Annotated in this window: 29 protein-coding genes, 3 tRNA genes and 1 pseudogene; 21 read left to right on the top strand and 12 right to left on the bottom strand. The window is 72.5% G+C overall.

All coding sequences use genetic code 11. The features are described from left to right. The 5 genes and pseudogenes from HUW36_RS05030 to HUW36_RS34050 form a co-directional block, all read left to right on the top strand. Positions 1 to 846 (top strand): annotated as a pseudogene (locus tag HUW36_RS05030) (hypothetical protein); the annotation flags it as partial. Between the two features lie 83 nt (positions 847 to 929). Further along, positions 930 to 3,194: a helix-turn-helix domain-containing protein gene (locus tag HUW36_RS05025; RefSeq protein ID WP_174527034.1), complete on the top strand. Its 2,265-nt coding sequence runs from the start codon at positions 930 to 932 to the stop codon at positions 3,192 to 3,194. An 83-nt stretch (positions 3,195 to 3,277) separates the two neighbouring features. Continuing rightward, on the top strand, positions 3,278 to 3,784 hold the full coding sequence (locus tag HUW36_RS05020; RefSeq protein ID WP_174527033.1) for a hypothetical protein: 507 nt from the start codon (positions 3,278 to 3,280) through the stop codon (positions 3,782 to 3,784). An 80-nt stretch (positions 3,785 to 3,864) separates the two neighbouring features. After that, positions 3,865 to 4,170: a hypothetical protein gene (locus HUW36_RS05015; protein ID WP_174527032.1), complete on the top strand. Its 306-nt coding sequence runs from the start codon at positions 3,865 to 3,867 to the stop codon at positions 4,168 to 4,170. Between the two features lie 78 nt (positions 4,171 to 4,248). Further along, complete coding sequence (locus tag HUW36_RS34050) at positions 4,249 to 4,665, top strand: hypothetical protein (RefSeq protein WP_217428776.1); 417 nt, start codon at positions 4,249 to 4,251, stop codon at positions 4,663 to 4,665. A gap of 60 nt (positions 4,666 to 4,725) precedes the next feature. Here HUW36_RS34050 and HUW36_RS05005 read toward each other — a convergent pair whose 3' ends face one another. Beyond that, on the bottom strand, positions 4,726 to 4,974 hold the full coding sequence (locus HUW36_RS05005; RefSeq protein ID WP_217428775.1) for a hypothetical protein: 249 nt from the start codon (positions 4,972 to 4,974) through the stop codon (positions 4,726 to 4,728). 118 nt (positions 4,975 to 5,092) lie between these two features. Between HUW36_RS05005 and HUW36_RS05000 the strand changes: the two genes are divergently transcribed. From HUW36_RS05000 to HUW36_RS04945, 12 genes are all read left to right on the top strand, one after another. Then, on the top strand, positions 5,093 to 5,680 hold the full coding sequence (locus tag HUW36_RS05000) for a hypothetical protein (RefSeq protein WP_174527031.1): 588 nt from the start codon (positions 5,093 to 5,095) through the stop codon (positions 5,678 to 5,680). 14 nt (positions 5,681 to 5,694) lie between these two features. After that, the gene (locus HUW36_RS04995) at positions 5,695 to 6,081 is read left to right on the top strand and encodes a hypothetical protein (RefSeq protein WP_174527030.1); all 387 of its coding nucleotides are present in this window, start codon (positions 5,695 to 5,697) and stop codon (positions 6,079 to 6,081) included. Next, positions 6,078 to 6,338, top strand: coding sequence for a hypothetical protein (locus HUW36_RS04990; RefSeq protein WP_174527029.1), 261 nt, complete (start codon positions 6,078 to 6,080; stop codon positions 6,336 to 6,338). Before HUW36_RS04995 ends, HUW36_RS04990 begins: the two co-directional genes overlap by 4 nt. Before the next feature lie 83 nt (positions 6,339 to 6,421). Continuing rightward, positions 6,422 to 7,114, top strand: coding sequence for a DUF4097 family beta strand repeat-containing protein (locus tag HUW36_RS04985; protein ID WP_174527028.1), 693 nt, complete (start codon positions 6,422 to 6,424; stop codon positions 7,112 to 7,114). A gap of 86 nt (positions 7,115 to 7,200) precedes the next feature. After that, complete coding sequence (locus HUW36_RS04980) at positions 7,201 to 8,001, top strand: hypothetical protein (protein WP_174527027.1); 801 nt, start codon at positions 7,201 to 7,203, stop codon at positions 7,999 to 8,001. A gap of 182 nt (positions 8,002 to 8,183) precedes the next feature. After that, a complete protein-coding gene (thyX, locus tag HUW36_RS04975; protein ID WP_174527026.1) occupies positions 8,184 to 8,945 on the top strand; it encodes an FAD-dependent thymidylate synthase in 762 nt (253 codons plus the stop codon). Continuing rightward, the gene (locus tag HUW36_RS04970; protein ID WP_174527025.1) at positions 8,945 to 9,619 is read left to right on the top strand and encodes a hypothetical protein; all 675 of its coding nucleotides are present in this window, start codon (positions 8,945 to 8,947) and stop codon (positions 9,617 to 9,619) included. Before thyX ends, HUW36_RS04970 begins: the two co-directional genes overlap by 1 nt. Further along, entirely contained in the window at positions 9,606 to 10,205 is a 600-nt protein-coding gene (gene dcd / locus HUW36_RS04965) for a dCTP deaminase (protein WP_174527024.1), read from the top strand. Before HUW36_RS04970 ends, dcd begins: the two co-directional genes overlap by 14 nt. Beyond that, positions 10,202 to 10,693, top strand: coding sequence for a hypothetical protein (locus HUW36_RS04960; protein WP_174527023.1), 492 nt, complete (start codon positions 10,202 to 10,204; stop codon positions 10,691 to 10,693). The genes dcd and HUW36_RS04960 overlap by 4 nt, the downstream gene beginning before the upstream one ends. Before the next feature lie 11 nt (positions 10,694 to 10,704). Further along, positions 10,705 to 11,505: a hypothetical protein gene (locus tag HUW36_RS04955; protein WP_174527022.1), complete on the top strand. Its 801-nt coding sequence runs from the start codon at positions 10,705 to 10,707 to the stop codon at positions 11,503 to 11,505. 128 nt (positions 11,506 to 11,633) lie between these two features. After that, positions 11,634 to 12,689 carry a hypothetical protein gene (locus HUW36_RS04950; RefSeq protein ID WP_174527021.1) on the top strand — a complete coding sequence of 352 codons (1,056 nt, stop codon included), beginning with the start codon at positions 11,634 to 11,636 and terminating at the stop codon, positions 12,687 to 12,689. Positions 12,690 to 12,790: 101 nt separating this feature from the next. Next, entirely contained in the window at positions 12,791 to 13,177 is a 387-nt protein-coding gene (locus HUW36_RS04945; RefSeq protein ID WP_174527020.1) for a hypothetical protein, read from the top strand. Between the two features lie 57 nt (positions 13,178 to 13,234). On the opposite strand, the gene HUW36_RS04940 is transcribed toward HUW36_RS04945, so the two are convergent. Both HUW36_RS04940 and HUW36_RS04935 read right to left on the bottom strand, forming a co-directional pair. Continuing rightward, a complete protein-coding gene (locus HUW36_RS04940) occupies positions 13,235 to 14,653 on the bottom strand; it encodes a hypothetical protein (RefSeq protein WP_174527019.1) in 1,419 nt (472 codons plus the stop codon). A gap of 42 nt (positions 14,654 to 14,695) precedes the next feature. After that, positions 14,696 to 15,073, bottom strand: coding sequence for a transcriptional regulator (locus tag HUW36_RS04935; protein ID WP_174527018.1), 378 nt, complete (start codon positions 15,071 to 15,073; stop codon positions 14,696 to 14,698). Between the two features lie 250 nt (positions 15,074 to 15,323). On the opposite strand from HUW36_RS04935, the gene HUW36_RS04930 reads away from it, so the two are divergent. Further along, positions 15,324 to 15,701 (top strand): hypothetical protein, encoded by a 378-nt coding sequence (locus tag HUW36_RS04930; protein WP_174527017.1) that lies wholly within the window; start codon positions 15,324 to 15,326, stop codon positions 15,699 to 15,701. Between the two features lie 195 nt (positions 15,702 to 15,896). Here the strand turns inward: HUW36_RS04930 and HUW36_RS04925 are convergent. The 8 genes from HUW36_RS04925 to HUW36_RS04890 all read right to left on the bottom strand — a co-directional run bounded on the left by HUW36_RS04925 (position 15,897) and on the right by HUW36_RS04890 (position 21,451). After that, a tRNA-Phe gene (locus HUW36_RS04925) sits at positions 15,897 to 15,970 on the bottom strand. A gap of 76 nt (positions 15,971 to 16,046) precedes the next feature. Beyond that, a tRNA-Asp gene (locus HUW36_RS04920) sits at positions 16,047 to 16,120 on the bottom strand. A 33-nt stretch (positions 16,121 to 16,153) separates the two neighbouring features. After that, positions 16,154 to 16,226, bottom strand: a tRNA-Glu gene (locus HUW36_RS04915). A 155-nt stretch (positions 16,227 to 16,381) separates the two neighbouring features. After that, positions 16,382 to 17,179 carry a polysaccharide deacetylase family protein gene (locus HUW36_RS04910; protein ID WP_174527016.1) on the bottom strand — a complete coding sequence of 266 codons (798 nt, stop codon included), beginning with the start codon at positions 17,177 to 17,179 and terminating at the stop codon, positions 16,382 to 16,384. Positions 17,180 to 17,255: 76 nt separating this feature from the next. Beyond that, entirely contained in the window at positions 17,256 to 18,203 is a 948-nt protein-coding gene (locus HUW36_RS04905) for a MerR family transcriptional regulator (protein WP_174527015.1), read from the bottom strand. Next, complete coding sequence (gene idi, locus HUW36_RS04900; protein WP_174527035.1) at positions 18,193 to 18,786, bottom strand: isopentenyl-diphosphate Delta-isomerase; 594 nt, start codon at positions 18,784 to 18,786, stop codon at positions 18,193 to 18,195. The genes HUW36_RS04905 and idi overlap by 11 nt, the downstream gene beginning before the upstream one ends. Continuing rightward, complete coding sequence (crtI, locus tag HUW36_RS04895; RefSeq protein WP_174527014.1) at positions 18,783 to 20,261, bottom strand: phytoene desaturase family protein; 1,479 nt, start codon at positions 20,259 to 20,261, stop codon at positions 18,783 to 18,785. The genes idi and crtI overlap by 4 nt, the downstream gene beginning before the upstream one ends. Before the next feature lie 35 nt (positions 20,262 to 20,296). Next, positions 20,297 to 21,451: a polyprenyl synthetase family protein gene (locus tag HUW36_RS04890; RefSeq protein WP_174527013.1), complete on the bottom strand. Its 1,155-nt coding sequence runs from the start codon at positions 21,449 to 21,451 to the stop codon at positions 20,297 to 20,299. Between the two features lie 65 nt (positions 21,452 to 21,516). On the opposite strand from HUW36_RS04890, the gene HUW36_RS04885 reads away from it, so the two are divergent. Both HUW36_RS04885 and HUW36_RS04880 read left to right on the top strand, forming a co-directional pair. Next, positions 21,517 to 22,443: a phytoene/squalene synthase family protein gene (locus HUW36_RS04885; RefSeq protein WP_174527012.1), complete on the top strand. Its 927-nt coding sequence runs from the start codon at positions 21,517 to 21,519 to the stop codon at positions 22,441 to 22,443. After that, positions 22,440 to 23,762 (top strand): cryptochrome/photolyase family protein, encoded by a 1,323-nt coding sequence (locus tag HUW36_RS04880; RefSeq protein ID WP_174527011.1) that lies wholly within the window; start codon positions 22,440 to 22,442, stop codon positions 23,760 to 23,762. Before HUW36_RS04885 ends, HUW36_RS04880 begins: the two co-directional genes overlap by 4 nt. 13 nt (positions 23,763 to 23,775) lie before the next feature. On the opposite strand, the gene HUW36_RS04875 is transcribed toward HUW36_RS04880, so the two are convergent. Beyond that, on the bottom strand, positions 23,776 to 24,876 hold the full coding sequence (locus tag HUW36_RS04875; protein WP_174527010.1) for a serine hydrolase domain-containing protein: 1,101 nt from the start codon (positions 24,874 to 24,876) through the stop codon (positions 23,776 to 23,778). 92 nt (positions 24,877 to 24,968) lie between these two features. Between HUW36_RS04875 and HUW36_RS04870 the strand changes: the two genes are divergently transcribed. After that, positions 24,969 to 26,453 (top strand): dihydrolipoyl dehydrogenase family protein, encoded by a 1,485-nt coding sequence (locus HUW36_RS04870; protein ID WP_174527009.1) that lies wholly within the window; start codon positions 24,969 to 24,971, stop codon positions 26,451 to 26,453. Positions 26,454 to 26,586: the final 133 nt, after the last annotated feature.

The raw sequence follows: 26,586 nt of genomic DNA, 5'->3' as shown, positions 1-26,586 counted from the left end.
GGTGGCCGGGGCCTGATCTTCGGGGCCCGGGCCACCGGGGCGACCCTGCGGGGTCTGCTGCTCGGCACCGCCGCCGTCGTCGGCGCCGCCCGCCGCGGGGGCCGCCGGGGCATGGCCAAGGGTGCCATGGCCTACGAGCGCTACCTGACCAAGCGCGGCAAGGCCGCGACCGGCCGCACCGGCAGCCTCGTCGACTGGTTCAAGAACTGGGCCAACACCGTCGACAGCACCGCCACCGAACGCGAGACCACCCAGCCGCCGGCGAGCACCCGCCCGCCGACCCCGACCGAGCCGGCACCGGAGCCGGCCGCGGCCCGGCCCATGCCGGGTCGCACCAACCCCGACCCGACCACTACGTCCGCGCCGGCGCAGCTCGCCGACGCCCCCACCGTCCTTCAGGGAGAGATCGTGACCAACCCGACCGCCCCGACCGCCCCGGCCGCCCCGGGCACCGACGTCGCCGAGGTGATGGGCCACGAGACGGCCATCGCCAACATCCAGACCCGCATCGAGCAGTGCCGCCTGGCGGCCGAGATGGCTCAGCGGATCGAGACCCTGATGGGCGAGCTGGCCACCATCGCCGGGGCCCTTGCCGGCGGCCAGCAGCTGCTCGCCGACCAGCTGAGCGCCCTCGGTGTCACCGCGCCGAACATGGCCGACGTCGCCTCGACGCTGGGCGTGATCGCCGAGGGTGTGACGCCGGAGCAGATGCTCGCGGCGCACGAGGCCCTCAACGAGGTCAGCGCCGCTCTGCAGGCGGACGCCGCCGACCTGGAGACCCGCTTCGGTCACGCCCACGAGGTCGTGGTCAGCGAGGGCATCGACCCCGGGTACCTCGCGGCCTGACCGCTTCCGTGGTCGCCCGGCTTCGGCCGGGCGGTCCGCGGTGGTCGTCAGGCCAGAGCACCACCTTCGAACGGAGAGGAACCATGGCACCCACCAGCACCCGCACCCGCCGGTCGGCCGGCGAGGCCGTCGACGAGCGCGAGGCCGGCCGGAAGCCGGACTCCGAGAAGGAGGCGACGCCGGCCGCCCCGCTGCTGCCGTACGCCGAGATGGTCCAGCGCGCTCGCGGCGGCATCGAGGTCCTGGGCGCCGCCGCCGTCACGGCCGGCGCCGGCCAGGTCGTCTACAGCAACCACGCCGCGATGTACGCGGCCATGGCGGTGCCGGTGTTCGGCGTGGCCGCGTGGAAGCTGTCGCCGAGGCTGATCGACAAGAACCTGATCCGGGTGGAGGGCGAGCGGACCGCCGAGGCGATCGAGGCCGGCGAGCCGGAGGCCCTGACCCGCCGCGAGCGCCTGCGCCGCGCCGTCGTCGCGGCCTCCGCGGCGGCCACCGGTTGGGTGGCCACTGCCGGCACGTTCGGCCTGGACCCGCACACCCTCGGCGGCAAGGTCACCATCACCGCCGGCGCCCTGCTGACCATGCTGGCCGGGGTTCCGTACCTGCGCTTCCACCGGCTGGAGGCGATCCCGCCGACGAAGTCGAAGCCGGCCCGCCGACCCGAGCCGGAGCCCGAGCCCGAGCCGGCCCCGCTGGGCTGGTCGGCGAAGGTGCTGGAGCGGATGGGCGTGTGGACGGCCTCGGTCGCCATCGTCGCCGGCGCGCTCCCTGGCACCCACCTGGTGCCGGAGACCGTGGAGGAGATCAAGGGCGGCTGGCGGGCGGTCGTCGCCTCCGACCTGCCCGGCACGGTCAAGCCGAGCAAGTTCGTCCAGGCCGCCGAGCAGGTCGCTGGCGCCTACCAGGTCGACATCCCGGACGTGTCGATCGAGCTGATGCCCGGCAATGCCAGCCAGGCCATCCTCACCGTGCAGCGCGAGAATCCACTGGCGGCCATCCAGCACTGGGAGGGCCCGGAGGCCACCTTCGATGTCGAGACCGGCGTGGCCTTCATCGGCGTGCACGCCGACGGCGAGCTGGTGCGCTACCGCTTCTGGAACTCCGGCGGCGCCTGGCACGACCTGATCTCCGGCGCGACCGGTTCCGGCAAGTCCGAGCTGACCAACCTCCTGCTCGCGATGGAGCGCCACGCCTACGTGCTGGTGCCCGAGGAGGTCGACGGCGAGACGAAGATGGTCAAGAAGGGCCTGATCGTCTCCCGGGTCATCGACCCGCAGTTCGGCCAGTCCTTCGGCGACTGGCAGGACTACGTCGATTGGTTCGCCCACCACCTCGACGAGGCGCGGATCCTGCTGCAGAAGACCGAGCGGGAGATGTTCGCCCGCAACCGGGCCTTCGGCCGCAAGAAGTGGTGGGACGAGAACCGCAAGGTGTGGCGGCGCGGCCAGAAGAACTGGAAGCCCACCCCGGACAACCCGATGATCAGCGTCACGATCGACGAGGCGCACATGATCCTGAAGGACCCGGAGTGCAAGCGGATCGTGGCCATGCTCGGCAAGATGGGCCGCAAGGTCGGCATCAAGCTGCGCCTGATCACCCAGGTCCCGCTGCTCAACGAGCTGGGCGGCGACATGGCCATCCGTGACGCGGTCGCCAGCGGCAACGTCATCGTCTTCCGTACCGCCAACGCCCTGTCCGGCCCGGTGGCGTTCAACGGCACCCTGCCGGCGTCGCCGAACCAGTTGCCCCGGGAGTGGCCGAAGGGCAAGTGCAAGCCGGGCGAGGAGACCACCGCGGGCATCGGCTACGTCGTGGGCGCCTCGGCCCGCTCGGCCGTCATGCGCGCGTTCTACCCGGGCGAGAGCATCGACTGGATCGTGCGCGACGGCGAGCCGTACGGCGAGCCGGGCGTGCTCGACGAGCTGTCCCGCAAGGCGGGCGTCGGCTACGAGGACCGCCACATCCGCCTGGATGCGCTCGACGGTGGCGGCCTCGACGACATCCCGATCCCTGACCTGACCGGCGGCGGCGACGACCTCACCTGCCGCCAGGCGGTGCTCAAGCTGCTCGTCGACGCCCCGGGCAACGCCCTGGAGCGCGCGGAGCTGCTCGCCAAGCTGAAGGTGGTCAAGCCGCCGCAGGGCTGGCAGACCCGGACTCTGAGCTACGCCCTGTCGAAGCTGAAGGAGGCCGGTTGGACGGAGTCCATCGAGGACGAGGAGGAGAAGAAGAAGGGCATCCACAGGCTCACCGAGAAGGGCCTGCAGGGCGCCCAGGAGGAGCTGGCGGCGCTGGCCGAGCAGCGGGAGGCCGAGGAGGCCGAGCTGCTGGAGCCGGCGGGCGTGTAGCTGGCCGCTTCCGTCGTCGCCGGACCCCGCGTCCGGCGGCGGCGGTGACCGCCAGGTCACGAAAGAACCGAGAGGTGAGGACCATGACCACGACCACTGCCCCCGTGCGCGACCACCTCCTGCACGGCGATCCGGCCACGGTGATGGGCGACGTCGCCCTGCTGAAGGCCCGCGGCGCCCTGGTGCGCGTGAGCGACCCGGTGCCGCACCCGGCCAAGGCCGGCCACATCGTCGTGAAGGTCTGGGTGGACTCCGGGATCGCCACGCCGAGCGCCGGTACGTCGACGGCCGTGGCGGTGCGCCGGCCGGCTGCCCCGGCGCGGGTGGCCCCGCTGCGCCACCCGGCGGCCAAGCCGGGCTGGTCGACGCGGCGCAAGGTGGCCGTCGCCGTCGCGGTGGCGCTCGGGCTGACCTTCGTCGCCGGGCTGGCCGCGTCCTGGTTGATCTCGATCGACCTGACGCAGGCCGCGGCCACCGCCGTGGGCTTCGTCGCGCTGCTCGCCCTGGCCGTGGCCGGCGTGCGCAGCCTGGCCGGCCATAAGGCCACCTGCCCGGGCCTGATCACCCACTGCTCCGGCTGCAAGGGCTGACGACCTCCGTGGCGCCCCGCTCGTCGGGGCGCCCGCGGTGGCCGCCAGGCCAGAGCGTCGACCAACCCGAGGAGAAGACCATGAGTGACCCCAGGCCCTACGTCGTCGACCTGACACGGCCCGCTGGCGATGGCAGCGACGAGCGGTGGCGCATCGAGTTCCGCACCACGGGCCACCTGCACTGGATCGACGACGTGCCAGTCGACCTCGCCCAGGCCGTCTACGGGCTCTGGCTGGCGCGCAACCCCGGGCGCCTGACCGCCTGCCGGGAGTGCCCCAGTGGAACACCCGTCGACTGCCCGCACGAGGAGCTGCCAGAGCAGCGAGGCTGGCGGTACGTGGAGATCAACGACATGCGGATCATGCCGATGCGCGAGGCGCTCTGACCCCCTGACCGCTTCGGCTGGGCTCGGGCTGATCCGAGCCCAGCGGTGGCCGCCAGGCCTAGATGAGGAGACGAAGACATGAGGACGATCTACCAGGTCAGCCGCAGCGTCAGCGGTGGCAGTTGGGCCGACGTGGGCGAGCCCGCCCCCAGCCTGGAGCAGGCGTTCGAGCTGGCAGGCCGGCCGGACGCCGACGACTGGTTCCTCTGGGATGACCCGCGGTGGAAGCTGCGGCCGGAGGTCGCCGCGACGATCAAGATGAACGCGATCATCACCCCGGAGCGCATCCCGGAGACCGACGCCGACCGCATCGAGCTGGCCGCCGATCTGCTGCTGAACTTCGGCAGCTTCGACGGTGACCACCACAAGATGTGGGCCATCGACCAGGCGCTGCGGCTGCTGCTCGGCGAGCGCTACGAGCAGACCATCACCGAGTGGCGCGCCGGCGAGGACGGGCCCTACACCTACGACTGGGACACGGGCATCGCGCCCTGACCGTGAACACCGAAACGGGCCCGACTCCCTGGTGGAGTCGGGCCCGTTTCGGTGTGGACCTCAGGCGGTGGAGTGTTCTCGCCTGCGCGGCTGCTTGGGGCGCCACTCGAAGCCGGTGTTGCGTTTGAGCGCGGCCAGCGCGTTGCGCCAGCTGCGCCAGTCCGAGCCGCTGCCCGAGGGCAGGTTCCCCACAACCTTGCCGTCACGGCTCACTTGCCAGTGCCCGGACCGGTTCAGCTCGATCTCGAAGCCTGCCTGCTCCATCGCGTTGGTCAGCCGCCGGAAGTCACTGGGTCCCATGTCACTCATTCGCTACCCCTTCGTGGTTGCGCTTCGCTTCACTGTGCGCCATCTTGTATCGCACTGTCTCGTACTGTAGCGTACGCAACGATACAAAGGAAGGCCGAAGATCAAGGAGGAAAGGGCTTTGACTAGCGTCGATAAAGTCCCCGCGGCCCAGCTGCACCAGGAGCGTCCGCGCCACCTCGGCCGGCAGGTCGACACCGCCGGCGGCTGGCGCACCATCCGCGACATCCGCCGCTGCCCCGACCCGGGCGCCGCCGTGATCATCGAGCTGGTCGCCGACCAGTACGAGGCCTTCGCCGTGTGGCCGGAGGCCGGCGTGCGCGTGCGTGACGACGGCCTGGAGGTCGGCAACTGCTTCGGCGTCTACACCGCCGGCGCCGTCGTCGAGACCCACCGGCTGCGCGAGCACGCCCACCTGGCCCTGGTTGACCGGGAGCCGGGCAGCAGCGTCGTCGTGGTCGTCTGCCCGGTGCACCCGCACTACCTCGCCGAGGAGTGCCGCGAGTGCGGCCCCGGCGACCTGCTCGCCGTCCTCGCCGCCGAGGACCGCGTCGACGACGACCTGCTCGACGCCGAGCGGCGCACCTGCCACCACTGCAAGGTCTGGGCCCTCGACGACGAGCACCTGTCCACGCCCGGGCACCGGGCCGCCGTCGAGCGCACCGCCGCTCGCGTCCTCGCCCGGCGCGCTCTGCCGCACGCCGCCTGACCCCGGAAGGATCCATGAACCTCAAGGCGTACCGCATCTACGGCAGCTACATCAGCGTCCACGTGGCCCGCGCGCTGGGCCTGCCCGCCGGCCACAACCAGGCGGACATCTTCGTGGCCGCCACCAGCAAGCCCGAGGCCCTGCAGATGCTGAACGACCACCACATCCCCACCAGCCGCCACGACAAGGAGTTCCGACTGGCCAGCGGCACCGACGTGGCCACCCTGATCGCCGGCGGCGTGCTCACCACCCCCGGCGTCTACGCCTGCGCCCACATCAGCTACGGGCCGAACCGGGCCGTGGCGGCCGTCAACACCGACCGCACCGGCCGGCGCCTCGGCCGGCTGCGCTTCGTCAACGGCGACCGCTTCTTCGAGCCCGAGCCGGCGACCGTGCCGTGAGCGCCCGGGCCCCCCGCTACAACCCGGCGCTGCGCCGGCACTCCTGGAAGCAGCAGCGCGAGCACCACAAGGACTGCCGGTTCTGCGGCATCCACGTCGAGAACAGGCAGGGCCGCCACGCCGCCGAGTGGTTCCAGAACTGGACATGGCCCGACGGCCGCTACGGCAGCACCCTCTGGACCACCAACCACAAGATCCCGAGCTGCCCCGGCCCGGACGCCCTCGCCGCCCCGGCGCCGCAGCTCGCCACCGCTTGACCGACCCGCTTCCGTCCGGCCCGCGCCTCGCGGGCCGGCGCGGTGGCCGACCGGCTGAAACCACCGATCGAAGGAGCCCCGACATGTCCACCACGAACCTGATCAAGGCCACGCGAAGTGGCCCGATCACCCTCGACCTGACCCTGGTCGCCGGCCTCATCCAGGTCGTCGTCGCCGACGGCACGTACGCGCAGATCGAGCTGTCCACCGACGAGGACAGCGGCCTCGCCGCCGACGCCGTCAACAAGCCTGTCATCGCGCACCGCGGCGACTGCCTGAGCATCGACGCGAGCATCAGGGGAGGGGTTGTCCAGGGCGCGGTGTACGGCAATGTCCAGGTCAACAACTTCGGCGGCGTCCGCATCGGCGGCGTCAACTACGGCGGCATCCAGGTTGGCGGCGGCAGCGTCGTCAGCCAGAACAGCAGCCCCATCACCGCCCGGGCCCTGCTGCCGATCGGGTCCTCGCTGATCGCCGACGCCACCAGCGCTCCCATCCAGGTGCGCGGGCCGCTGAACCGAGCCAAGGTGCGGACGACCAACGGGCGGATCGAGCTGGACATCGTGCGTGACCTCGACGTGGAGACGATCAGCGGGAGCATCGCGGTCGTGGAGCTGGCCGGCGATGGCCGCGCGGAGACGGTCAGCGGCAGCATCACGGTCGAGCGCGGCGGGCCATACCGACTGATCGCCGAAACCGTCAGCGGCAACATCACCGCCCCGAACCCGATCCGCCTCGACGGCCGCACCGTCAGCGGTCGCGTCCGCAACTACTGACTCCGGTCCACTTCCGTCCGCCCCGTCTTGCCCGGGGCGGCGCGGTGGCCGACCGGCCGGAACCCCACCACGACCAAGGAGACAGCGTGTCCACGACCGCACAGGAGAAGGAGATCGCCGAGCGGTTCCGCGGCGATACCGCCGAGCACGTCATGACCGTGCTGCACGAGGACGGCCTCTACCGGCACCTGCGCTTCCGCGCGCCGGAGCGTGGGTTCAACTGGTACGACATCGTCACCTGGCCCGGCCGACTCACCATCTGCGGCGACCTGGGGGAGGCGTACACGTTCTCCCGGCTGACCGACATGTTCCAGTTCTTCCGCAGCGACAAGGGGCGGATCAACCCGCACTACTGGTCGGAGAAGCTCGCCGACTCCGGCCGGTCGGTCAGGGAGTACAGCGAGGACGTGCTGCGGGCAACCTTGGAGCCCTGGCTGGCCGACTATGCCGAGGAGTACGACGACCGGCTGGCCGAGTACCTGGAGGCCAAGGCGGCCTACGACGCGCTGCCCTACTTGGCGCGGTGGCCGCACGGCGCCACGAAGGAGCCGGTCGAGCCGAAGTCGCCGGCGGGACTGCGCGAGCTGATCGCCGACTACGATGCCGACGGGCTGCTCAGCCACCGGGAGGGCGCCGACCGGCTGCTGCGAGACCTGGAGGAGCACGGGGTCGTCTCCGACACCTGGGAGTGGGACCTCACCGACTACAAGTGGGAGTTCCTCTGGGCCTGCCACGCGATCGTCGCCGGCATCACCGCCTACGACGCCACGAAGGCCCGCACGTCGCGGGCCCGGCTGCGCCGGCTGCGGGACCGACTGCTGCGGCGCCCCAAGGCCACGGCGAAGCCGAAGCCGAAGATCCGGACCCTGACCCCTCGCCACGACTGACCCCGGTGCCCGCCGGTGCCCGCGACTTCGGTCGCCGGCACCGGCGGGCGCTTTCTTCTGCCTCTTGGATGTAAAGGGTTACTCCAGGCTGACCCGCGAGATTGCCGGACCCGCCGCCTGCGGCTTGCCTGACGGATGATCTCCGCCCAGCCCCGGCCGGGCACCATCCCCAAGGAGACCCCGTGGAACTCGTGCAGCCCACCGCCAAGTTGATCGCCTGGACCAGCTTCGCCCCGCCGGACAACGTCCCATGGAACCCCGACTTCGGGGCCTACGGCGGCGTCTACAGCGGCCAGGCCCTGGCCGAGTTCGCCGGCCGCGCCTGCTACCAGAGCTGGAAGCGACCCAACCCGGCCACCGCCACCAACGCCGGCTACATCGCCCACATTCTGGAGGTCGGGCACCTGTCGGTGCTGGAGCACGCCACGGCCAGCTTCTACTTCACTGGCGTCTCCCGCTCCTTCACCCACGAGCTGATCCGCCACCGGCACTTCTCCTACTCCCAGCTCTCGCAGCGCTACGTGCCCGAGGGTGACGCGGCCATGGTCGAGCCCGCGGTGATCGCCGAGGACCCCTACCTGCACCGCCGGTTCACCGAGGCCGCCGAGGCGTCCGTGGCCGCCTACAGCGAGCTGCTGCACGGCCTGGAGCGCCACTACGCCGACGAGCCGAACCCGACCCTGCGGCGCAAGCTGGCCCGGCAGGCCGCCCGGGCGGTGCTACCGAACGCCACCGAGACCCGCATCGTGGTCACCGGCAACTACCGGGCGTGGCGGCACTTCATCAAGATGCGGGCCACCGAGCACGCCGACATCGAGATCCGCGAGCTGGCCGTCGCCTGCCTGCGGGAGCTGCGCGACATCGCCCCGAACGTCTTCGCCGACTTCGAGGTCACCACGCTGCCCGACGGCACCGAGGTCGCCGCGACCCCGCACGCCGAGTGATGCACGGCGACGCGCAGCAGCCCTCGCCGGCGCCGAACGACCGCCGGTCCATCCAGTCCCTGGTGCGCCTGGACCTCCTCGAAGCGGCCGTGCCGGCCGCCGCGGACGTGCGCGCCGACCTGGTCGACCGCGAGCAGCTCGGCATCGAGCGCTACGGCACCTTCCTGCAGGCGTTCAACGGTCGCGACTGCCTCCTGGATGCCTACCAGGAGCTGCTCGACCTGGCCGTCTACCTCAAGCAGGCCCTCGTCGAGGGCTGGGCGCAGCTGGAGATCATGTACTACGCCGCGCTGGCCATGGCCATGCATCTCAAGGAGGAGATGCAGGCCCGCGACGCCGCGCAGAGCGCCGCCGGCAGCGCTGCCCGGGAGCGGGCGGAGGAACCTCCCATCGACGCGGCGGACGACACGCCGCAGCACCCCCAGTACCTGGCGGTGCGCGCCGCCGTCAACGGTCCGCTGCGCGCCGTCGTCGAGCACCACCGGCCGCACCCCGTGATGAGGGATCGCCCGGAGCAGATCGCGTACTGGCAGTGCCACGGCTGCGACCAGGGCCCGCGGCCCGAGGACCTCCCCGACGCGCCGTGCAGCACCATCGAGCTGATCGCGGAGCTGATCGAAGCCGGCACACGGCGCTCGGCGCCACCGAGGGGAGCCGGCGATGCTGCTGTCTGACCGCGATCTGCGCCAGGCCATCCACGACCGCCGGCTGATCATCGACCCGTTCGAGCCCGAGCTGATCCAGCCGGCCTCGATCGACCTGCGCCTGGACCGGCACTTCCTGCTGTGGCCGCCGGTCCACCACGGCTGGTTCGAGCTGAACAGCTTCGTCGACCCCGCGCAGGAGCAGCACATGCTGCCCTGCGACATCCCCGACGGCCTCGCCTTCGAGCTACAGCCCGGACACTCCGTGCTGGCCAGCACCGTGGAGACGATCACCCTCGACCGCACGCTGGCCGCTCGCGTCGAGGGCAAGAGCAGCATCGGCCGGCTGAGCCTGGCCACCCACATCACCGCCGGGTTCATCGACCCCGGCTTCTCTGGCCAGATCACCCTGGAGCTGGTCAACCACAACCCGCGGCCGATCCTGCTACACCCGGGCATGCTCATCGGCCAGCTGTGCGTCCTGCCGATGCTCACCCCCGCCGACCAGCCCTACGGCTCGGGCGCCACCGGCTCCCGCTACAACGGCCAGCGCGGCCCCACCCCCAGCCGATCGTGGCAGAACTGGCGTACCTGGCCGCTGCGGGACGCGGCATGACCTGGCTGACCGAGCGGACCGGGCACATGATCGTGCTGGACGAGATGCGCTACGCCTACCGCCAGTACCCCGACCTGGGCGAGTTCTCCCGAGGCCGTCTGGACCTGCGCCAGCTCCTCGACCCGATGATGTTCGAGCTGTCCACCGCCGTGCTGTCCGAGCGCCTGCCTACCGAGCGGGTCACCCGCACCCGCCGCGAGCAGATCGAGACCGCCCGGTTCGCCACCTGGTGGGACCACTTCAAGGCCACCTACCGCGGCCGGTGGTGGATGCGCTGGCGCCGCTGGGCTGTGCGCCAGCTCGTCGACACCCACGAGATCGAGGCCGTCGCCGCCGTCGACCTCGACCGGCACTGGACCTTCCCCCGCGCCGCCATCGCCGCCCCCGAGCTGGGCGATCCGGTGCGCGTCATGCAGTGGTCGAACGCGCAGGTGACCCAGCCCAACGCGGTGGTGACGCGCGCCGCCGCCGATCAGGTCGAGCGCTAGGCTCTGAGACCATGACCTGGACCGGCGAAGACGTGACCGACCCGCGGCTGTGTGACATCTGCGGCGTGATCGTGCTGCCCGCCGGCGAGGACTGGGAGCACCCCGCCGAGCTGCGGGAGAAGTTCTCCCAGACCGTCTGCGACGAGCCGGAGCCCGGCCGCGCGCCGAAGCCCCGAGAGCTGCGCTACGGCCGCGGCCGGCAGGTCTCCCGCGACAAGCGCGCCATCGTCGGCCGCGTCGACGGCTACCCGGTCGCGCCCGGCGCCCCGATCATCGTGGCCTGCGACGGCAGCCACAAGTTCAACCCCGCCGGCCCGCCCTGGTACCCGATCAGCTGGGGCTACGTCGCCGCCAACGGCCAGTACGCCCTCGGCACCGCCACCCAGCCCAAGAGCGTGGTCGGCGACCGCGCCTTCGGCAGCGAGCTGCGCGCGATCTTCTGGGCCCTGGAGCAGCTACCCAACGCCAACCCGGCATCGGTGCTCACCGACAGCCGCGACGCCGTCGACCTGATCGAGCGCTGGCGAGCCGCCGGCAAGGGCGCCGCGGAGGAGGACCTGCCGATGCCGCCCGGGTACACCACCGAGCGGGCCAGCGGCAACGAGGCCAAGATGATGCGCCTCGCCAAGCAGTTCGCCGAGGATCCCGACTGGCTCACCGTCGCCTGGGTTCGCGCCGGCGAGCACCCCCTGCACGCCGGCGCCGACAAGCTGGCCAAGATCGCCCGCATCTGGGCCATCGGCGAGATCAGCAAGGAAGACGCCGAGGTGGCCGCCGAGCGCGCCGCCCGCGCCGCTCTCACCCAGCCGTAGCTGGAGTCCCGAACGCGGGATTGCGTACCAGGCCCGTGACGCCTAGGGTGACCACCACGTGATCATGCGTTACATACGCCGGTCACGGGGCAAGACGAACGAGTCGACGGAGCACTCCAGCGCCGGAGGTGATCACCGTGCAGCACCACACCCTGCCACGGATCACCATGCGCCTGCTCGTCGTCGCCGCCGGCGCCGTCGCCGGTTTAGCCCTCATGAGCGCCGCCGAAGAGCCCGCCCAGGCCGCCGCCGAACCCCGGCCCGCCGTCGCCGACTCACCCGACGGCCTCAGCCTCGACGCCCTCCTGCAGCGAGTCACCCGACCCGCTCAGGAACGAACCCAGGCCACGCCCACCGATCGCCGGCTCCGCGACACCGACCGCAAGGCGCGCACCGCCGGCGTCACGTCCGGCTCGCAGCGCCGCCGGAGCAAGCCTGCTCCGCGCATCACCGACGGCCTCGTCACCACCGTCGACAAGGTCACCAAGCCTGTCGCGTCGACCACCGGCAAGGTCACCGCCCCGATCACGAAGGTGACCACCCGGGTCTCCGCGCCGATCACCCGAGCCCTCGACGACGCGCCGCCACCCATCTCCACCACGACCCGCGTCGTGCGGCAGACCGTCAGCGACCTCACCGCCGGCGTCGTCGACATCACCGACACCGCAGCGCCCGGCGTCGGCCAAACCGTCGACGCCCTCCTCGAACCAGCCAAGCCGCTACTGCAGACCGCGCCCGAGGACCGCGCCACGTCCGCGCCGGAGGCTCCCCAGCCCGAAGGCGCGCCGGCCGCCGAGCAGGAGAGCACGCCAGCTGCCGCGCCCCCAGTCAAGGCCACGCCGGCACCCACCCATCCGGAAGCCACGCCGGCGGCGCTCGCCCCCGCGACGGCAAGCACCCGCTTCGGCATCCCTGCGGACGCCGCGACCGCTACGGCTATCGACCAGGACCGGACTGCCGGCACCCGCGGCCCCGCCGCACCCGAGCAGCCCCGAGCGCCCACCCGCAGCCCTCTCGACGACGAGCCGGCCGGCACCACCGGCCAGGGCGGAACGTCAGCCCCCGCGGCATGCGCGCCGCACGGCGGCTTCCGGCCACCGCGCATGCCCTCGCAGGGGGCCATTGCCGACGAACCCCACCACTGGGTCAGCCGTGAACCACGACCGAGCGTCGGGCCCGCCTGAGCGCACCGCCCGCCACCCGGACGCCTCCGAGGCGCCGAGGCGTGGCACCAGCCTCACGGTCCCGCAACCTCGTCCACGCGCTGCCCAAACGGAGCTGAACCATGGAAACACCCCTGCGCATCCTCGCGCCCACCCTCGCCCTCACCGGCGGCCTGCTCGACACCATCTGCCTCGTCATCTACGCCGTGATCATCGACGACGCAATCGAGTCCCGAGCGCCCCTGTCGGCCGGCCGAACGATCATCGCCATCGGCGTGGCCGTGATCGCGGTCATGGGCATGGCCATCATCCTCACCGCGATCCTGCTGTGGGCCATCAACCTCACGCTGCGATCCCTCGCCGACCGCGTGGCCTCCTACTCCGAGGGCGTGGTCGACGGCGCCCGCGAGGGCGTCAGCGGAGTCGTGGAGCACCTGGTCAACGCCCTGCCGCTGAAGAACGACAACGTGCGCTCGATGCATCCTTCGAGGGGGCGCTCGCGCCGCTGAAGGCAGCCGACGACACGACCCCCGGGGATCGATCCCCGGGGGTCGTGTCCAGGCAGGTCAGGCGGCCGGCGACAGCTCCGGCGTGCGCTTCGCCGCCCCGGCACCATGCTTCTGCGCCACCTCGGCCGCCAGGGCCGAGAAGATCGGCGTCTGGACGCCCTCGTCGAACAGCGGCGCCCGCTCGTCGTCCGGCACCGCGATCGGGTCGACGAGGACGTCCCCGGGCGCGGGCTGAGCCGACCCCTGCCCCGGCTCCACCCCGCCCTCGGCGGGCTCAGCAGGCCCGTCAGCCGGCTCCTGGTCGACCGGCTCCTGCGGCGGATCGGTCGGCTCCTGCGGCGGCGCAACGGGTGGAGTCGTGGGCTCGACCGGAACCGTAGGAGCGGTCGGCTCGGCCGGAGGCGGAGTGATCACCACAGGGGGCGGAGTTGGCGTCGGATCGGTCGGCGACGCCACCGGATCCGGCATGGGGCGCGGGTCCGGGTTCGACGGCGGGGCGGGGGGCTTCGGGTCAACCGGAGCCGCCGGCGGCGCGGTCGGCGGCTCCACCCCGCCCGGCAGCGGCGCCTCCGCCGACGGGGACACCACGGTCGGCATCGAGTCGTCGCCGACGATGATCCGAGCGGCCGTCGTGCGAACCACCGACGGCACGTGGTTCATCTCGCGCTCGTTGTCGGCCGACTCCTCCGGGTCGGGCAGCAGACCCATGTGGAAGGCCGCCTGAGCCACGTCCGCCGGCAGGACGGTGTTCTTGCCCAGGCGCTCCGCCCAGCGCGCCAGCCGAGGCCCGTCGCTGCCGTACATGACCCACCGCTCACCCTGGATCAGGTTGGGCAGGCTGCCCTCGGTCGGGATGGTCCGCATCCACGCGGTCACCGCCCCGGGCGAGCTGAACACCTTCATGGTGTTGCGCTGCACCCGCCCGACCTGGTCGCGGTAGGAGAAGACGAAGGTCAGCGAGTTCGGGCCAACCCACGCCTCCGCCTTCATCTCCGTCCCGTCGGGAGCGATGCACAGGGCGACCAGGTCGGAGCTGTCAGTGCCGACGCAGTCCCAGGACGACCCGGTCTGGATGCGCGCGAAGACCTCGTTCTCCCACGCCTCGGCGGCGGCAACCGGGGGAGTGCCGGCCCCCGGCACCACGGACATGCCGACGACGGTCAGCGCCGCCGCCGCCGCAGCAGCCGTAGCCATTGACCCCAGCTGCGCGCCGACCCGGGCGCTCTTGCGCGGGGGGCGCCGCTTGCCGCGGTGCTTCCTTGGAGCCGGCCGCTCCAGCACGGTGGCCAGAGGCGGAGCGGTCGGCATGACCTCCTCGACCCAGTGGCTGATGACGTCCACGTTGACGTCGGGCAGGGCCTCGTGCACGGCGTGCACGACGTCCCTGGGGTCGCTGATGTCCGGGTCGACGAAGATCAGCTCATCGTCGGGGAGGGCGACACACGCGACTCCGGTCTTCTGTCGAATGATCTTCACTGAGGTCCTTGGGGAGGGCTTCGGGGGAGGTGGTGACTGGTGCTACTTGTTGCTGTTCCTGAGGGCCTCGACGGTGGCCGCTACGGCCTTGAGCTGCTCGGGGGTCAACTCCTCCATGTTTGAGATGATCATGCGCTTCGTGGGGTCACTCGGCAGGGTCGTCTCGTAGATCACGTACCTGCATGCCTCCTGGGCTGCTCGCGTGACGTCCTCCAGCTTGAGCTGCAGTCCTCGTGCGAGGCCCTCCAGAGTGGCCGCTTCCGGCATTGACTTCAGCGGGGTGGTGGCCAGGGCGTGCACCGTGCGGTGCGTCTTCATGCCGCCCGCCTCGGCCACGGCCCGGTAGCTTAGGCGGAGCTGCCTTCGTCGCTCCTCGATCAGGTTGGCCAGCGTCATCGCGACGGCCGTCTGGTCTGCCATCCAGTCCTCCTTTCAGGGTGGGACGACCGGACGTTACATGACGGCCGTACGGTCAACAACGGTGGTGAAGTGTTCAGCGGGGTTGAACACACTTTCGTTGACCTCTAAAGTTTCTTGCGTTCAAGGATTGCCAGGAGGCAACGAGCCATCCATCGAACGCTTGATCGGAAATGGCTCGTCCGAACGGCCGACGTGCGCGGCAACCAGGGGCAACCCTGGCCGCGGCGCACCGACGGGGAAGGGGACACGCATGCTGCGCACGGCCAAGGAGAGCACCGCCCCGTGGAGCATCCTGATCGACCTGCGCCGGGTGGGGATCGCCATCGGCGCAGCCTTCCTCGTCGCCGGCCTCGGAGTCATCATCACGCTCTACGCCCTGGCCCTGAGCCACCCCGAGTGGAAGATGACCCCCGCCTTCGGGCTGACGGGCGCGGTCGGGGTGGGGCTCTTCGTGTGCGCGGTGGCCGTCTTCGGCTTCACCTTCGCGATCAAGGCGGTCGCCGACGCCGGCGAGGCCTACCAGGCCGGCATGAAGGACCTCATCGACCAGCTCGCCAAGGCCATCCCGCACCAGGCCCCCGGGGGCCAGGAGGCGCGGCGCCGGCCCGACCTGCACGTGGTGAGCTGAACTCGAACCCAGAATCCGCCCGGCGCGCCGTGATCCACACGGCCGCCGGGCTTCTTCTTGGGCGCGCCGTGCGCCCAAGGTGCGCCCAAGCGGAGAGTAGTGGGGGAGTTCATCGATATCTCGGCCCGGGAATGAAGAAGGGCGGTGACCGCGTTTCCGCTGGTCACCGCCCTGTTAGCCCGGCGAAAGGCTATGTGGCCAGGGGCGGGGTCGAACCGCCGACCTTCCGATTTTCAGTCGGACGCTCGTACCAACTGAGCTACCTGGCCGTGGTGCTCGGCACATGCTACCGCATGGGCCGATACGCAGAACGCCGCGCATGAGGTGCGCGGCGTTCTGCGCTTGCGGTCCTGACGGGACTTGAACCCGCGACCTCCGCCTTGACAGGGCGGCGAGCACTCCAACTGCTCCACAGGACCTGGCTGGTGTTGCATCCGGCGTGAGCCGGACCGTGCCCCCAACGGGATTCGAACCCGTGCTACCGCCTTGAAAGGGCGGCGTCCTGGGCCGCTAGACGATGAGGGCGGCCCCGCCATCATTGCACACTCGCAACTTCAAGCGGACTTGCTCCCATCCGGCCCCGCCGGAGGCATGAGAAGCATATGCCATGCCTCCTCGGACGGCCAAACCGGTATGGCCACCCGCACACGGCCGGACGAAAGCGCAGGTCAGGCGCTGTTTCACCGGAGCCGGACGATCCCGTACCGCCGCTTGAGGTCCGGAATCAGGCGCCGGCAGGCGGCCATCGTCTGGGTCCGGTCGCCGCCGGCGTCGTGCATCAGCACGACCGAGCCGTGGTGGGTCGCCGACTCCACCCGCTTGATGATCGTCTTCGCGGGCGGGTGGTCCCAGTCCTGCGGGTCGACGCTCCAGTGCAGCGGACGCAGCCCGAGCTGCCGGGCGACGGTGAGTTCCTCGGCGGTCCACCGGCCGCCGGGCTGCCGGAACCAGGTGATCGGCGCGCCGGGGGCGGCCGCGCGGATGGCCCGGTTGGTCCGCTCCAGGTCGGCCCGGATCTCCGCGAGCGGCCGCCGGCCCAGGTCCACGTCGTGGTGCCAGCTGTGGTTGCAGAGCTGGTGCCCCTCGCGGACGATCTGCGCGACCAGCTGCGGGTAGCGCTTGGCCTGCCGGCCGACCACACAGAACGTCGCGGTGACGCGGGCCGCCCGGAGCTGGGCCAGGATCTGCGGGGTGTAGCGGGGGTCCGGACCGTCGTCGAAGGTCAGCGCCACCCCCGGGCTCCCACTGCCCCGGTGCAGGCCGACGGGCAGCTTCTTGGGCACCGGCCGCAGCTTCGGCTTCGGCGGCGGGGTGGTGCGACTCGGCCGCGGCTTCGGGCTCGGCGTCGGGGTGGACGCGGGCGCGGCCGAGGCGGACGGCTGGGCGGCGACCTTCCCCGGGTTCTTGCCCGGATCACCGCAGCCTGTGACGAGGAGCACCAGGCCGAGGGCGAACGCCAACAGGGTGCGGGGACGCATCTGTCGCTCCCGGAGGGGGTCGGGGTCAGACGGACTTTCCGACCGTAGTGGACGCCGCCCCGGAGCGGAAAGGCCCTCAGCCCGCCGCCGACTGGTCCAGCGAGTCCCGTACCGCCACGGCCAGCGAGAGCGCCTCGGCCAGATCCACCGGCCGCACCACCCCGGCCGGCAGCGAGTCGGCCCGCCAACCCGGCCCGGCGGCGAGCACCAGCAGGGGCCGGCGTGGGACCGCCAGCAGCGCGGAGAGCTGGTGCGGGCCGGCCGTGGCGCGGGTGTGCGACCAGAGCACCACGGCGGCCGGCCCGGTCCGGTTGATCGCCTCGACCAGGGCGGCCACCGGCACCCGGGCGCCGAGCATGCGGTAGCTCACACCGGACTCCGCCAGCGCGGCGGCCAGCGCCTCCAGCGGCAGCGAATGCTGCTCCTCGTCGGCGCAGGAGAGCAGGATCCGGGGCGGCCCGGTGGTCGGGTGCGCCCGGGCCACCGAGGCGAGCGCCTCGGAGACGCACCGGGACATCAGGTGCTCCACCTCGATCAGCCCGGCGGTGGCCGCGTGCCGCTCCCCGATCCCGGCGAGCACCGGTCGGAGCAGGCCCTCCCAGGTCGCCACCACGCCGTCCGCCGCGAGGGCGTCGGCGATGGTGCGGCCGATGGTGACCGAGTCCAGGCGCATCGCGGCCCGGGCCAGGCCACGGGCGACCGGTCCGGCCCGGCCGACCGGGATGGTGGTGCCACCGCCGTCACGGACCGTGGAGGTACGGGCCTTCAGGCCGAGCCGGTCCGGTGGGAGCACGGCCGGCGCCTGCCGGGCCCAGCGGGCGGCCTCGGCCGGCGCGACGCCCTCGCCGGTGAGCCGTCGCATGATCTCCAGGCGGGCCAGGTCGGCGGGCGTGTAGCGCCGGTGGTGGCCGGGCACGTGCTCACTCGGACCGAGGCCGTAGCGCTGGTGCCAGGTGCGCAGGGTGGTGACCGCCACGCCCAGCCGGCGCGCGACCGCCCCCGCGCTCAGTGCCTCATCGGCCACCCGACCGCTCCGGTGCCTCGTCGGCCGGCGCGCCGGACCGGGCCACGCCGACCGGGTGCAGGAGCCGGTTGACCACGCCGCCCAACCAGGGGGCGTACGCCCGCGGGTCGGTGTCGAGGTCGGCCAGCACGGCGACCGGGTCCACCCAGCGCAGGTCGGCCACCTCGTCCGGATCGGGCCGGATCGGCAGGTCGGCGGGGACCTCGGCGCGCAGCACGTGGTCGTACTCGAACTCGACCCGACCGGTGGCCGGGTCCTCGGCGTAGTAGAGGTAGACCCCGACCTCGGTGAGGTCCACCGGGCCGAGGCCGAGTTCCTCGGCGACCCGGCGATTGGCGGCGTCGGCCAACGACTGGCCGGGCAGCGGATGCCCGCAGCAGGAGTTGGCCCAGCGGAGCGGGAACCGGGTCTTGACCGCGGCCCGCTGCTGGAGCAGCACCCGGCCGGCCGGGTCGACAAGCAGCACCGAGAAGGCCCGGTGCAGCCGGCCGGGCGGCTGGTGGGCGGCGGCCACGGTGGTCTCGCCGAGCACCCGGCCGCCGTCGTCCACCAGCTCGACCAGGTGTTCCTCCCGGCCCATCAGGAGTTCCCGGTGATGCGGGAGGCGGCCAGCTTGCCGCTGATCAGCACCATCGGGACACCCACGCCGGGCTGGGTGCCGGAGCCGACGAAGACGACGTTGCCCAGCGTCTTGTGCAGGTTCGACGGCCGGAACGGGCCGGTCTGGAAGAGGCTGTGCGCGGCGGCGAACGGCGTGCCGGCCGCCATCCCCTGCGCCGCCCAGTCGGCCGGGGTGACCGCGCGCAGCACCTCGATGCCGTCGCCGAAACCGACGTAACCGCGCTCCTCCAGCGTCGCCACGAGCTGACCGGCGTAGCGGTCGGTGAGGTCACCGGACCAGTCGAACGGCGCCCGGTCGAGGTTCGGTACCGGGGCCAGCACGTAGTAGGTGTGCTTGCCGGCCGGCGCCACCGACGGGTCGGTGCGGCTCGGGTTCGTCACCAGCAGCGACGGGTCGGTCATCAGCTCGCCTCGCCGGATCACCTCGTCGAACGTGCCCTTCCAGGAGCGTCCGAAGTGGATGTTGTGGTGGGCGATCTTGCCATAGCCCTGCGTCGAACCGACGTGCAGCACCACGCACGACGGCGAGTAGGTGAGCTTGCGCTGCCGGCTCTCCGGCAGCAGCTCCTGGTAGGCGACCGGCAGGTCGGGGTTGAGCACCACCACGTCGGCCGGCACGAACTCGCCGTCGGAGGTGACGACGCCGGTGGCGCGGCCGTGCGCCGTCTCCACCCGGCTCACCGTGGTGCCGTACCGGAACTGCACGCCGTGCTTCTCCGCCGCGCCCGCCATGCCCCGGGAGACCGCGTGGATGCCGCCGCGCGGGAAGCTCACCCCGGCGACCGAGTCGAGGTACGCGATGACCGTGTAGATGGCCAGCGCGTCGTGCGGCGACAGCCCGGCGTACATCGCCTGGAAGGAGAAGATCCGCTGGGTACGCGGGTCGCGGAAGAACTGGTTGATCTTCGTCTGGAGCCGCCGGAACGCGCCGTTGGCGAACAGCTTCAGCAGGTTGCCGGTGAGCAGGTCGGTCGGCGCGTCGAGGTTGCGCTCGATGAAGTCGGCGCGTTCCCACTTCCACAGGTTGCGGGCGTAGTCGACGAAACGCAGGTAGCCGTCCGCCTCCCGGGGACCGCAGACCTTGGCGATCTCGGCGGCCATCCGGGTGGTGTCGGTGATGACGTCAAGCGTCGACCCGTCCGGGTAGTAGGCGCGGTAGGCCGGGTCGAGCGGGGTCAGGTCGAGCCAGTCGGTCAGCTCCTCACCCACCGCGCCCAACGCCTCGGCGATCAGGTCGGGCATGGTGAGGACGGTCGGGCCGGTGTCGAACTCGTACCCGTCGACGCTGAGCCGGCCGGCGCGCCCGCCCGGCACCGGCTCGCGTTCCAGCACGGTCACCTGTCGGCCGCTGCCGGCCAGGTGCAGCGCGCACGCCAGCCCACCCAGCCCGGCGCCGACCACGACCACCCGGTCGGTCCGTCCGTTCACGGTGCGCATTCCGGCTCCCTTGCTCGTGCTCGTGAAGGTGCTCATCAGGATCGCCGCGCGGTGGCGGCGGTGGCGAGACCGGTCAGCGCGGTGCGCGCCGTCTCGTCGATCGGTGCGGTGTCGAGCGCGGACAACGCCTCGGTCACCCGCTCGGCGATCATCCGTTCCACCCGGGCGGCGGCCCCGGTGTCCCGGACCAGGTCGGCCAGCCGGGCCACCTCGCGGTCCCCGGTGACCGTGCCGGCCCGGTCCAGGGCCCGGCGCTGGGCCGGGTCGGCGAGCTGCCGGGCCAGCATCAGCAGCGCGGTCGGCTTGCCGGTACGCAGGTCGTCCCCGGCCGGCTTGCCGGTGGTCTCGGGATCGCCGTAGACGCCGAGCAGGTCGTCGCGGAGCTGGAACGCCTCGCCGACGGCCAGCCCGTAACGGGTGTACGCGGCGATCAGCGGGCCGTCCGCGTCGGCGCCGGCCAGGCAGGCGCCGAAGAGCAGCGGGCGCTGGACGGTGTAGCTCGCGGTCTTGTAGCGGGCCACCCGCAGCGCCCGGTCGACCGACCAGTTCGCCGCGTCGTGCTCGCCCAGCACGTCCAGGAACTGCCCGGCGACCGTCTCCACCCGCATCTGGTCGTAGCAGCGGCGCACGTCGAGCAGCCGCTCCGCCGGCAGGGCGGCGTGCGCCATCAACCGGTCGGCCCAGACCATGCAGAGGTCGCCGATGAGTACGGCGACCGCCTCGCCGTACCGGTCGGGGTCGCCGGCGTGCCCGGCGGCCCGGTGCCGCGCGGCGGCGGCCCGGTGCGCGGTGGGCAGCCCGCGTCGGGTGTCGGAGGCGTCCATCACGTCGTCGTGCACCAGTGCGAACGTGTGCAGCAGCTCCAGCGCGGACAGGGCGGGCAGCACCTCCTGCACCGCCGCCTCGCCACCGGTCACCCCGCGCCAGCCCCAGTAGGCGAAGGTCGGGCGCACCCGCTTGCCACCGGCCAGCACGGCGTCGCGTGCCGTGGCGGCGAAGCCACCCATCGCTGCGTCGATCTCGGTGAGTGAGTCGACTTCGGTGGCCAGGAACGCCGCCAGAGTGTCGTCAACTCCCTTGACCAGGTCTTTCGTGAACGCGGCCAGTACGCCGCGGACCGGATCGTCCGTCGCTTCCGGCTGTGCCGGCGCGACGCGGAGCGCATTACCCGCAACTGCGTCGTTGGCCATGTGGGGGAGCGTACCCTAGGGTTACGAGTTGCGTCGATTGCTGCGTCGAAAACTGAGGAGGGCCGGTGGACACCGATCTCACCGCTGCCTATGAGCGTTGCCGCGAGCTGCACCGGCGTCACGGCCGTACCTACTATCTCGCCACCCGCCTGCTCCCCGCATGGAAACGGCGGCATGTGCACGCGTTGTACGGATTCACGCGCTACGCGGACGAGATCGTCGACCGCACCGAGGACCTGCCGCCCGCCGAGCGGGCCGCCCGGCTGCGGGAGTGGTCGGACCGGTTCGTCGCCGGCCTGCACGGTGCGTCGGTCGACGACCCGTTGCTGCCCGCGGTGCTGCACACCATCGCCGTCTTCGACCTGGACCGCGACGACTTCGCGTCGTTTCTGCGCAGCATGGCGATGGACCTGACGGTCATGTCGTACCCGACCTACGACGACCTGCTCGACTACATGGAGGGCTCGGCCGCCGTCATCGGCACCATGATGCTGCCGATCCTGGGCAGCTCCGACCCGGCCGCCGCCCGGGAGCCCGCGCGCCAGCTCGGCTTCGCGTTCCAGCTCACCAACTTCATCCGGGACGTCGCCGAGGACCTCGACCGGGGCCGGACCTACCTGCCCGACGAGGACCTGGCCAAGTTCGACGTCACCCGCGACGACCTGCTCGCCGCCAAGGCCGCCGGACGCACCACCCCCCGCATCCGCGAACTGATCGAGTACGAGGTGACCCGCGCCCAGGCCCACTACCTCGCCGCCGCGCCGGGCATCCCGCTGCTCAACCCCGCGTCCCAGGCGTGCATGCGCACCGCGTACGCGCTCTACGGCGGGATCCTCGACGAGGTGGCCGGGCAGGGCTACGACGTCTTCGTCCGTCGGGCCCTGGTGCCGCAGCGGCGGCGGATGTCGGTGGCCGCCCGGGCGCTGCTCACCCCGACCGGTACGCCGGTGCGGGTGCCCGGCCCGGCCCTCCAGCCGGCGTTCGCCGGATGACCGAGCGCACGGCGGTGGTGCTGTTCACCCGCGACCTTCGGGTGCACGACCACCCGGCGCTGGCCGCGGCCGCCTCGGCGTTCGACCGGGTGGTGCCGCTCTACGTGCTCGACCCGGCGCTGCAGAGGCTCTCGCCGAACCGGACCCGGTTCCTCCACCAGAGCCTCGCCGACCTGCGCGAGGCGCTCCGCAAGCGCGGCGGCGACCTGGTGGTCCGGCGCGGCGACCCGGTGGCCGAGACAGTCAAGCTGGCCCGGAAGGTCGGCGCGGAGGGGATCGGACTCTCCGCCGACGTCAGCCGGTACGCCCACCGCCGGGAACGCCGCCTGCGCGCCGAGTGCGACAGCCACCGCCTGGCGCTCCGCCTCTTCCCCGGCCTGACGATCGTCGAGCCGGGCGCGCTCCGGCCCACCGGCGGCGACCACTACAAGGTGTTCAGCCCCTACTTCCGGGCCTGGCAGGGCGCGAAGCTCCGGGAGGAACTGGCCGCGCCGAAGCGGATCCGGCTGCCCGACGGCGTCGACCCGGGCCGGTTGCCCGACCCGCCGAAGGGCGACAGCCCGGACGCCGCCGACGGCGGGGAGAGCGTCGCCCAGCGTCGCCTCAAGGCCTGGCTGCCCACCCTCGACCGGTACGACGACATCCACGACGACATGGCCGGCGACGACACCTCCCGGCTCAGCCCGTACCTGCGGTTCGGTTGTGTCTCCCCGCTGGCGGTGGCGAACCGGGCCGGCGACCGCGCCGGGCCGTTCGTCCGGCAGCTCTGCTGGCGCGACTTCTACCACCAGGTCGTCGCCGGCTTCCCCGACCTGTCCACCACCGCCTACCGCCGCGGCGCCCGGGAGGACTGGCGCGACGACCCGCACGCGCTGGAGGCCTGGGCCGAGGGACGGACCGGGATGCCGATCGTGGACGCCGGGATGCGGCAGCTGCGTGCCGAGGGCTGGATGCACAACCGGGCCCGGCTCATCACGGCCGGCTACCTGACCAAGCACCTCGGGCTGGACTGGCGGCCCGGGCTGGAGGTCTTCTTCCACTGGCTGCTCGACGGCGACCGGGTCAACAACTCGGGCAACTGGCAGTGGGTGGCCGGCACCGGCAACGACACCCGGCCGTACCGCGGCTTCAACCCGGTGCGGCAGGCCGAGCGCTACGACCCCGACGGCGCGTACGTGCGGCGCTGGGTCCCCGAGCTGGAGTCCGTACCGGGCAAGGCGGTGCACCAGCCGTGGCGGCTGCCCGACGAGACGCGTCGGACGCTCGACTATCCGCCGCCGCTGGAGGTGCCCGGCGCCGACCCGGTCTGGTTGCGCTGATGCGGGCCACCGTTCAGAGGCAGGAGTGCAACGCCTCGACCAGCTCGTCCACCCGGTCGTGGTCGGCCAACCGGGCCGTCACGTACGCGAAGGTGTAGCCCCGCTCCGGGTCCGCCCAGGCGCTGCTGCCGCCGATCCCGCCCATGCCCCAGCTGCCGTCGGGCTCCCACTGCATGCCGAGCGTCCAGTGCGCCGTCCGGTCCAGCACCAGGTCCGGGCCGGCGTACTGGACCCGGGTCGCCTCGGCGACCAGGTCCGGGCTGAACAGGCGCACCCCGTCGAGGGTGCCGCCGGCGAGCAGCCCGGCGTAGAGCCGGGCCAGCGCGGACGCGGTCGCGTGCAGGTTCACCGCCGGGATCTCGGCGGCCCGCCAGCGGTCGCCGTTCACCACGGCGACGTCCCGCCCGCCGGGCGGGTTGTCCAGCGCGCGGGCGCGCAGCGAGCCCGGCTCGCCGCGCATCCGATCCGGCCAGCCCGGATCGCCGTAGGACAGGTCGGCGCAGCGCTGCCGGTCCGCCGGGCCCAGGCCGAAAGCCAGGTCCAACCGCCACGGACCGGCGATCTCCTCGGCCAGGAAGCGGCCCACCGACCGCCCGTCGACCCGGCGGACCACCTCGCCCACCAGGTGCCCGTACGTCCAGGCGTGCTCGCCCGCGACGGAGCCCGGCGTCCACTCGGGTTCGGCGGCGGCCAGGTCGGCGCAGAGCAGGTCCCAGTCGGTGATCGCGGCGGCGGGCCGGGGCACCGGGAAGGCGGGCAGCCCGGCGGTGTGGTCGAGCACCTGCCGCACGGTGGCCTGGGCCCGGAACTCCGGCCAGTACGCGGCCACCGGCGCGTCCAGGTCCACCCGGCCCCGGTCGACCAGCAGCAGCAGGCAGAGCGCCACCACCGGCTTGCCCACCGAGTAGACGTCGACGAGCGTGTCCGGCCGCCACGGGCGGTCCGCGCCGACGGCCGGCACCACCACGCCCGGCGGGGCCGCCGCGCGGGTGCCGCCGACCAGCTCGATCGCCGGTACGCCGTCGTGCCACACCGTCAGTGCGGCGCCGGTCTCCCGGCCGGTGGCGAAGAGGTCGTGGAAGCAGTCCCGGACCGGGGTGAAGCGTGCGTGCATCCGGCGACTGTAGGACGTCGCGTTCGTCACCGGCACGGGAAATCCGGCCGGGTCCGGTGGCCGGCGACCCGGCGGTGCGGAATGCTGGCGGAATGGCGGAGCCGGAACTGGTGGATGTGGTCGTGGTCGGGCTCGGGGTCGGCGGCGAGGAGGTGGCCGGGCGGCTCGCCGAGGCCGGCCTCACCGTGGTCGGCGTCGAACGGGACCTGGTCGGTGGCGAGTGCCCCTACTGGGGGTGCGTGCCGAGCAAGATGATGATCCGGGCGGCCAACGCGCTGGCCGAGGCGCACCGGGTGAACGAGCTGGCCGGCTCCGCCCAGGTGCGACCCGACTGGGCGCCGGTGGCGAAGCGGATCCGCGAGGAGGCCACCGACACCTGGGACGACACGGCGGCGGTGGACCGGTTCACCGGCAAGGGCGGCCGGTTCGTCCGGGGCAGCGGCCGGCTCGACGGCCCGAACCGGGTACGCGTCGGTGACCAGGTGTTCCAGGCGCGGTACGGCGTGGTCCTCGGCACCGGCACCCGCCCGTCGGTCCCGCCGATCGACGGGCTCGCCGACACGCCCTACTGGACCAACCACCAGGCGATCGAGGTGGAGGAGCTGCCCGCGTCGCTGCTGGTGCTCGGCGGCGGCGCGATCGGGCTGGAACTGGCCCAGGTCTTCGCCCGGTTCGGCGTCCGGGTGACGGTCGTCGAGGCGGCCGACCGGGTGCTCGCCGTCGAGGAACCGGAGGCCTCCGCGCTCGCCGCCGAGGCGCTGCGCGCCGACGGGGTGGAGATCCACACCGGGGTCAAGGCGGGCCGGGTCAGCCACGACGGCAGCGCGTTCACCGTGCACGGCGACGGTGCCGAGTTCACCGGCGAGAAGCTGCTCGTGGTGACCGGTCGCAAGGCGCACCTTGAGGAGCTGGGCCTGGACACGGTCGGCGTCGACGCCGGGCAGCGCTACCTGCCGGTCGACGACCGGATGCACGTCACCGACGGGATCTGGGCGGTCGGCGACCTCACCGGCGAGGGTGCGTTCACCCACATCGCCATGTACCAGGCCGGCATCGTGGTGGCGGACCTGCTCGACCACATGCGGCGTACCAAGGGCGGCCCGGACGCCAGCGGCACGGCCAGCGTGGTCGGCGGTGCGGCCGGGGTGGTCAGCGCCGTCGGTGGCGCGATGAGCGCGGGCGGCTCGACTGTCGCGCCGGGCAGCGTCCCGGTCGCCGACTACCGGGCACTGCCCCGGGTCACGTTCACCGACCCGGAGGTGGGTGCGGTCGGCCTCACCGAGCAGCAGGCCCGCGACCGGGGCGTGAACGTCCAGATCGGGTACACCGACCTGACCTCGTCGACCCGCGGCTGGATCCACAAGACCGGCAACGCCGGCTTCATCAAGCTGGTCGCCGACGCCGACCAGGGCGTGCTGGTGGGCGCCACCTCGGCCGGTCCGACCGGTGGCGAGGTGCTCTCCGCGCTGGTGGTGGCCGTGCACGCGGCGGTGCCGATCAGCCAGCTCCGGCACATGATCTACGCGTACCCGACGTTCCACCGGGCCATCGAGGACGCCTTGCGCAACCTGAAGTGACGCCTCAGCCGGCCGGTGCGCCGTGCCGGCCGGCGCCGGCGGCGAACCGGCCGGCCCCGTGCACCCCGTCCACCGCCAGGGACTCCATGCCGTAGGCCAGCTCCGTGGCGAGCGCCTCCGGCTCGGGCCGGGC

Origin of the sequence: Micromonospora maritima, from assembly GCF_902825405.1 — a bacterium.
GTDB classification, from domain to species: Bacteria; Actinomycetota; Actinomycetes; order Mycobacteriales; family Micromonosporaceae; genus Micromonospora; species Micromonospora maritima.
Note: the sequence above shows the minus strand (reverse complement) of the source record. Positions and strands in the feature narration are given on the sequence as shown.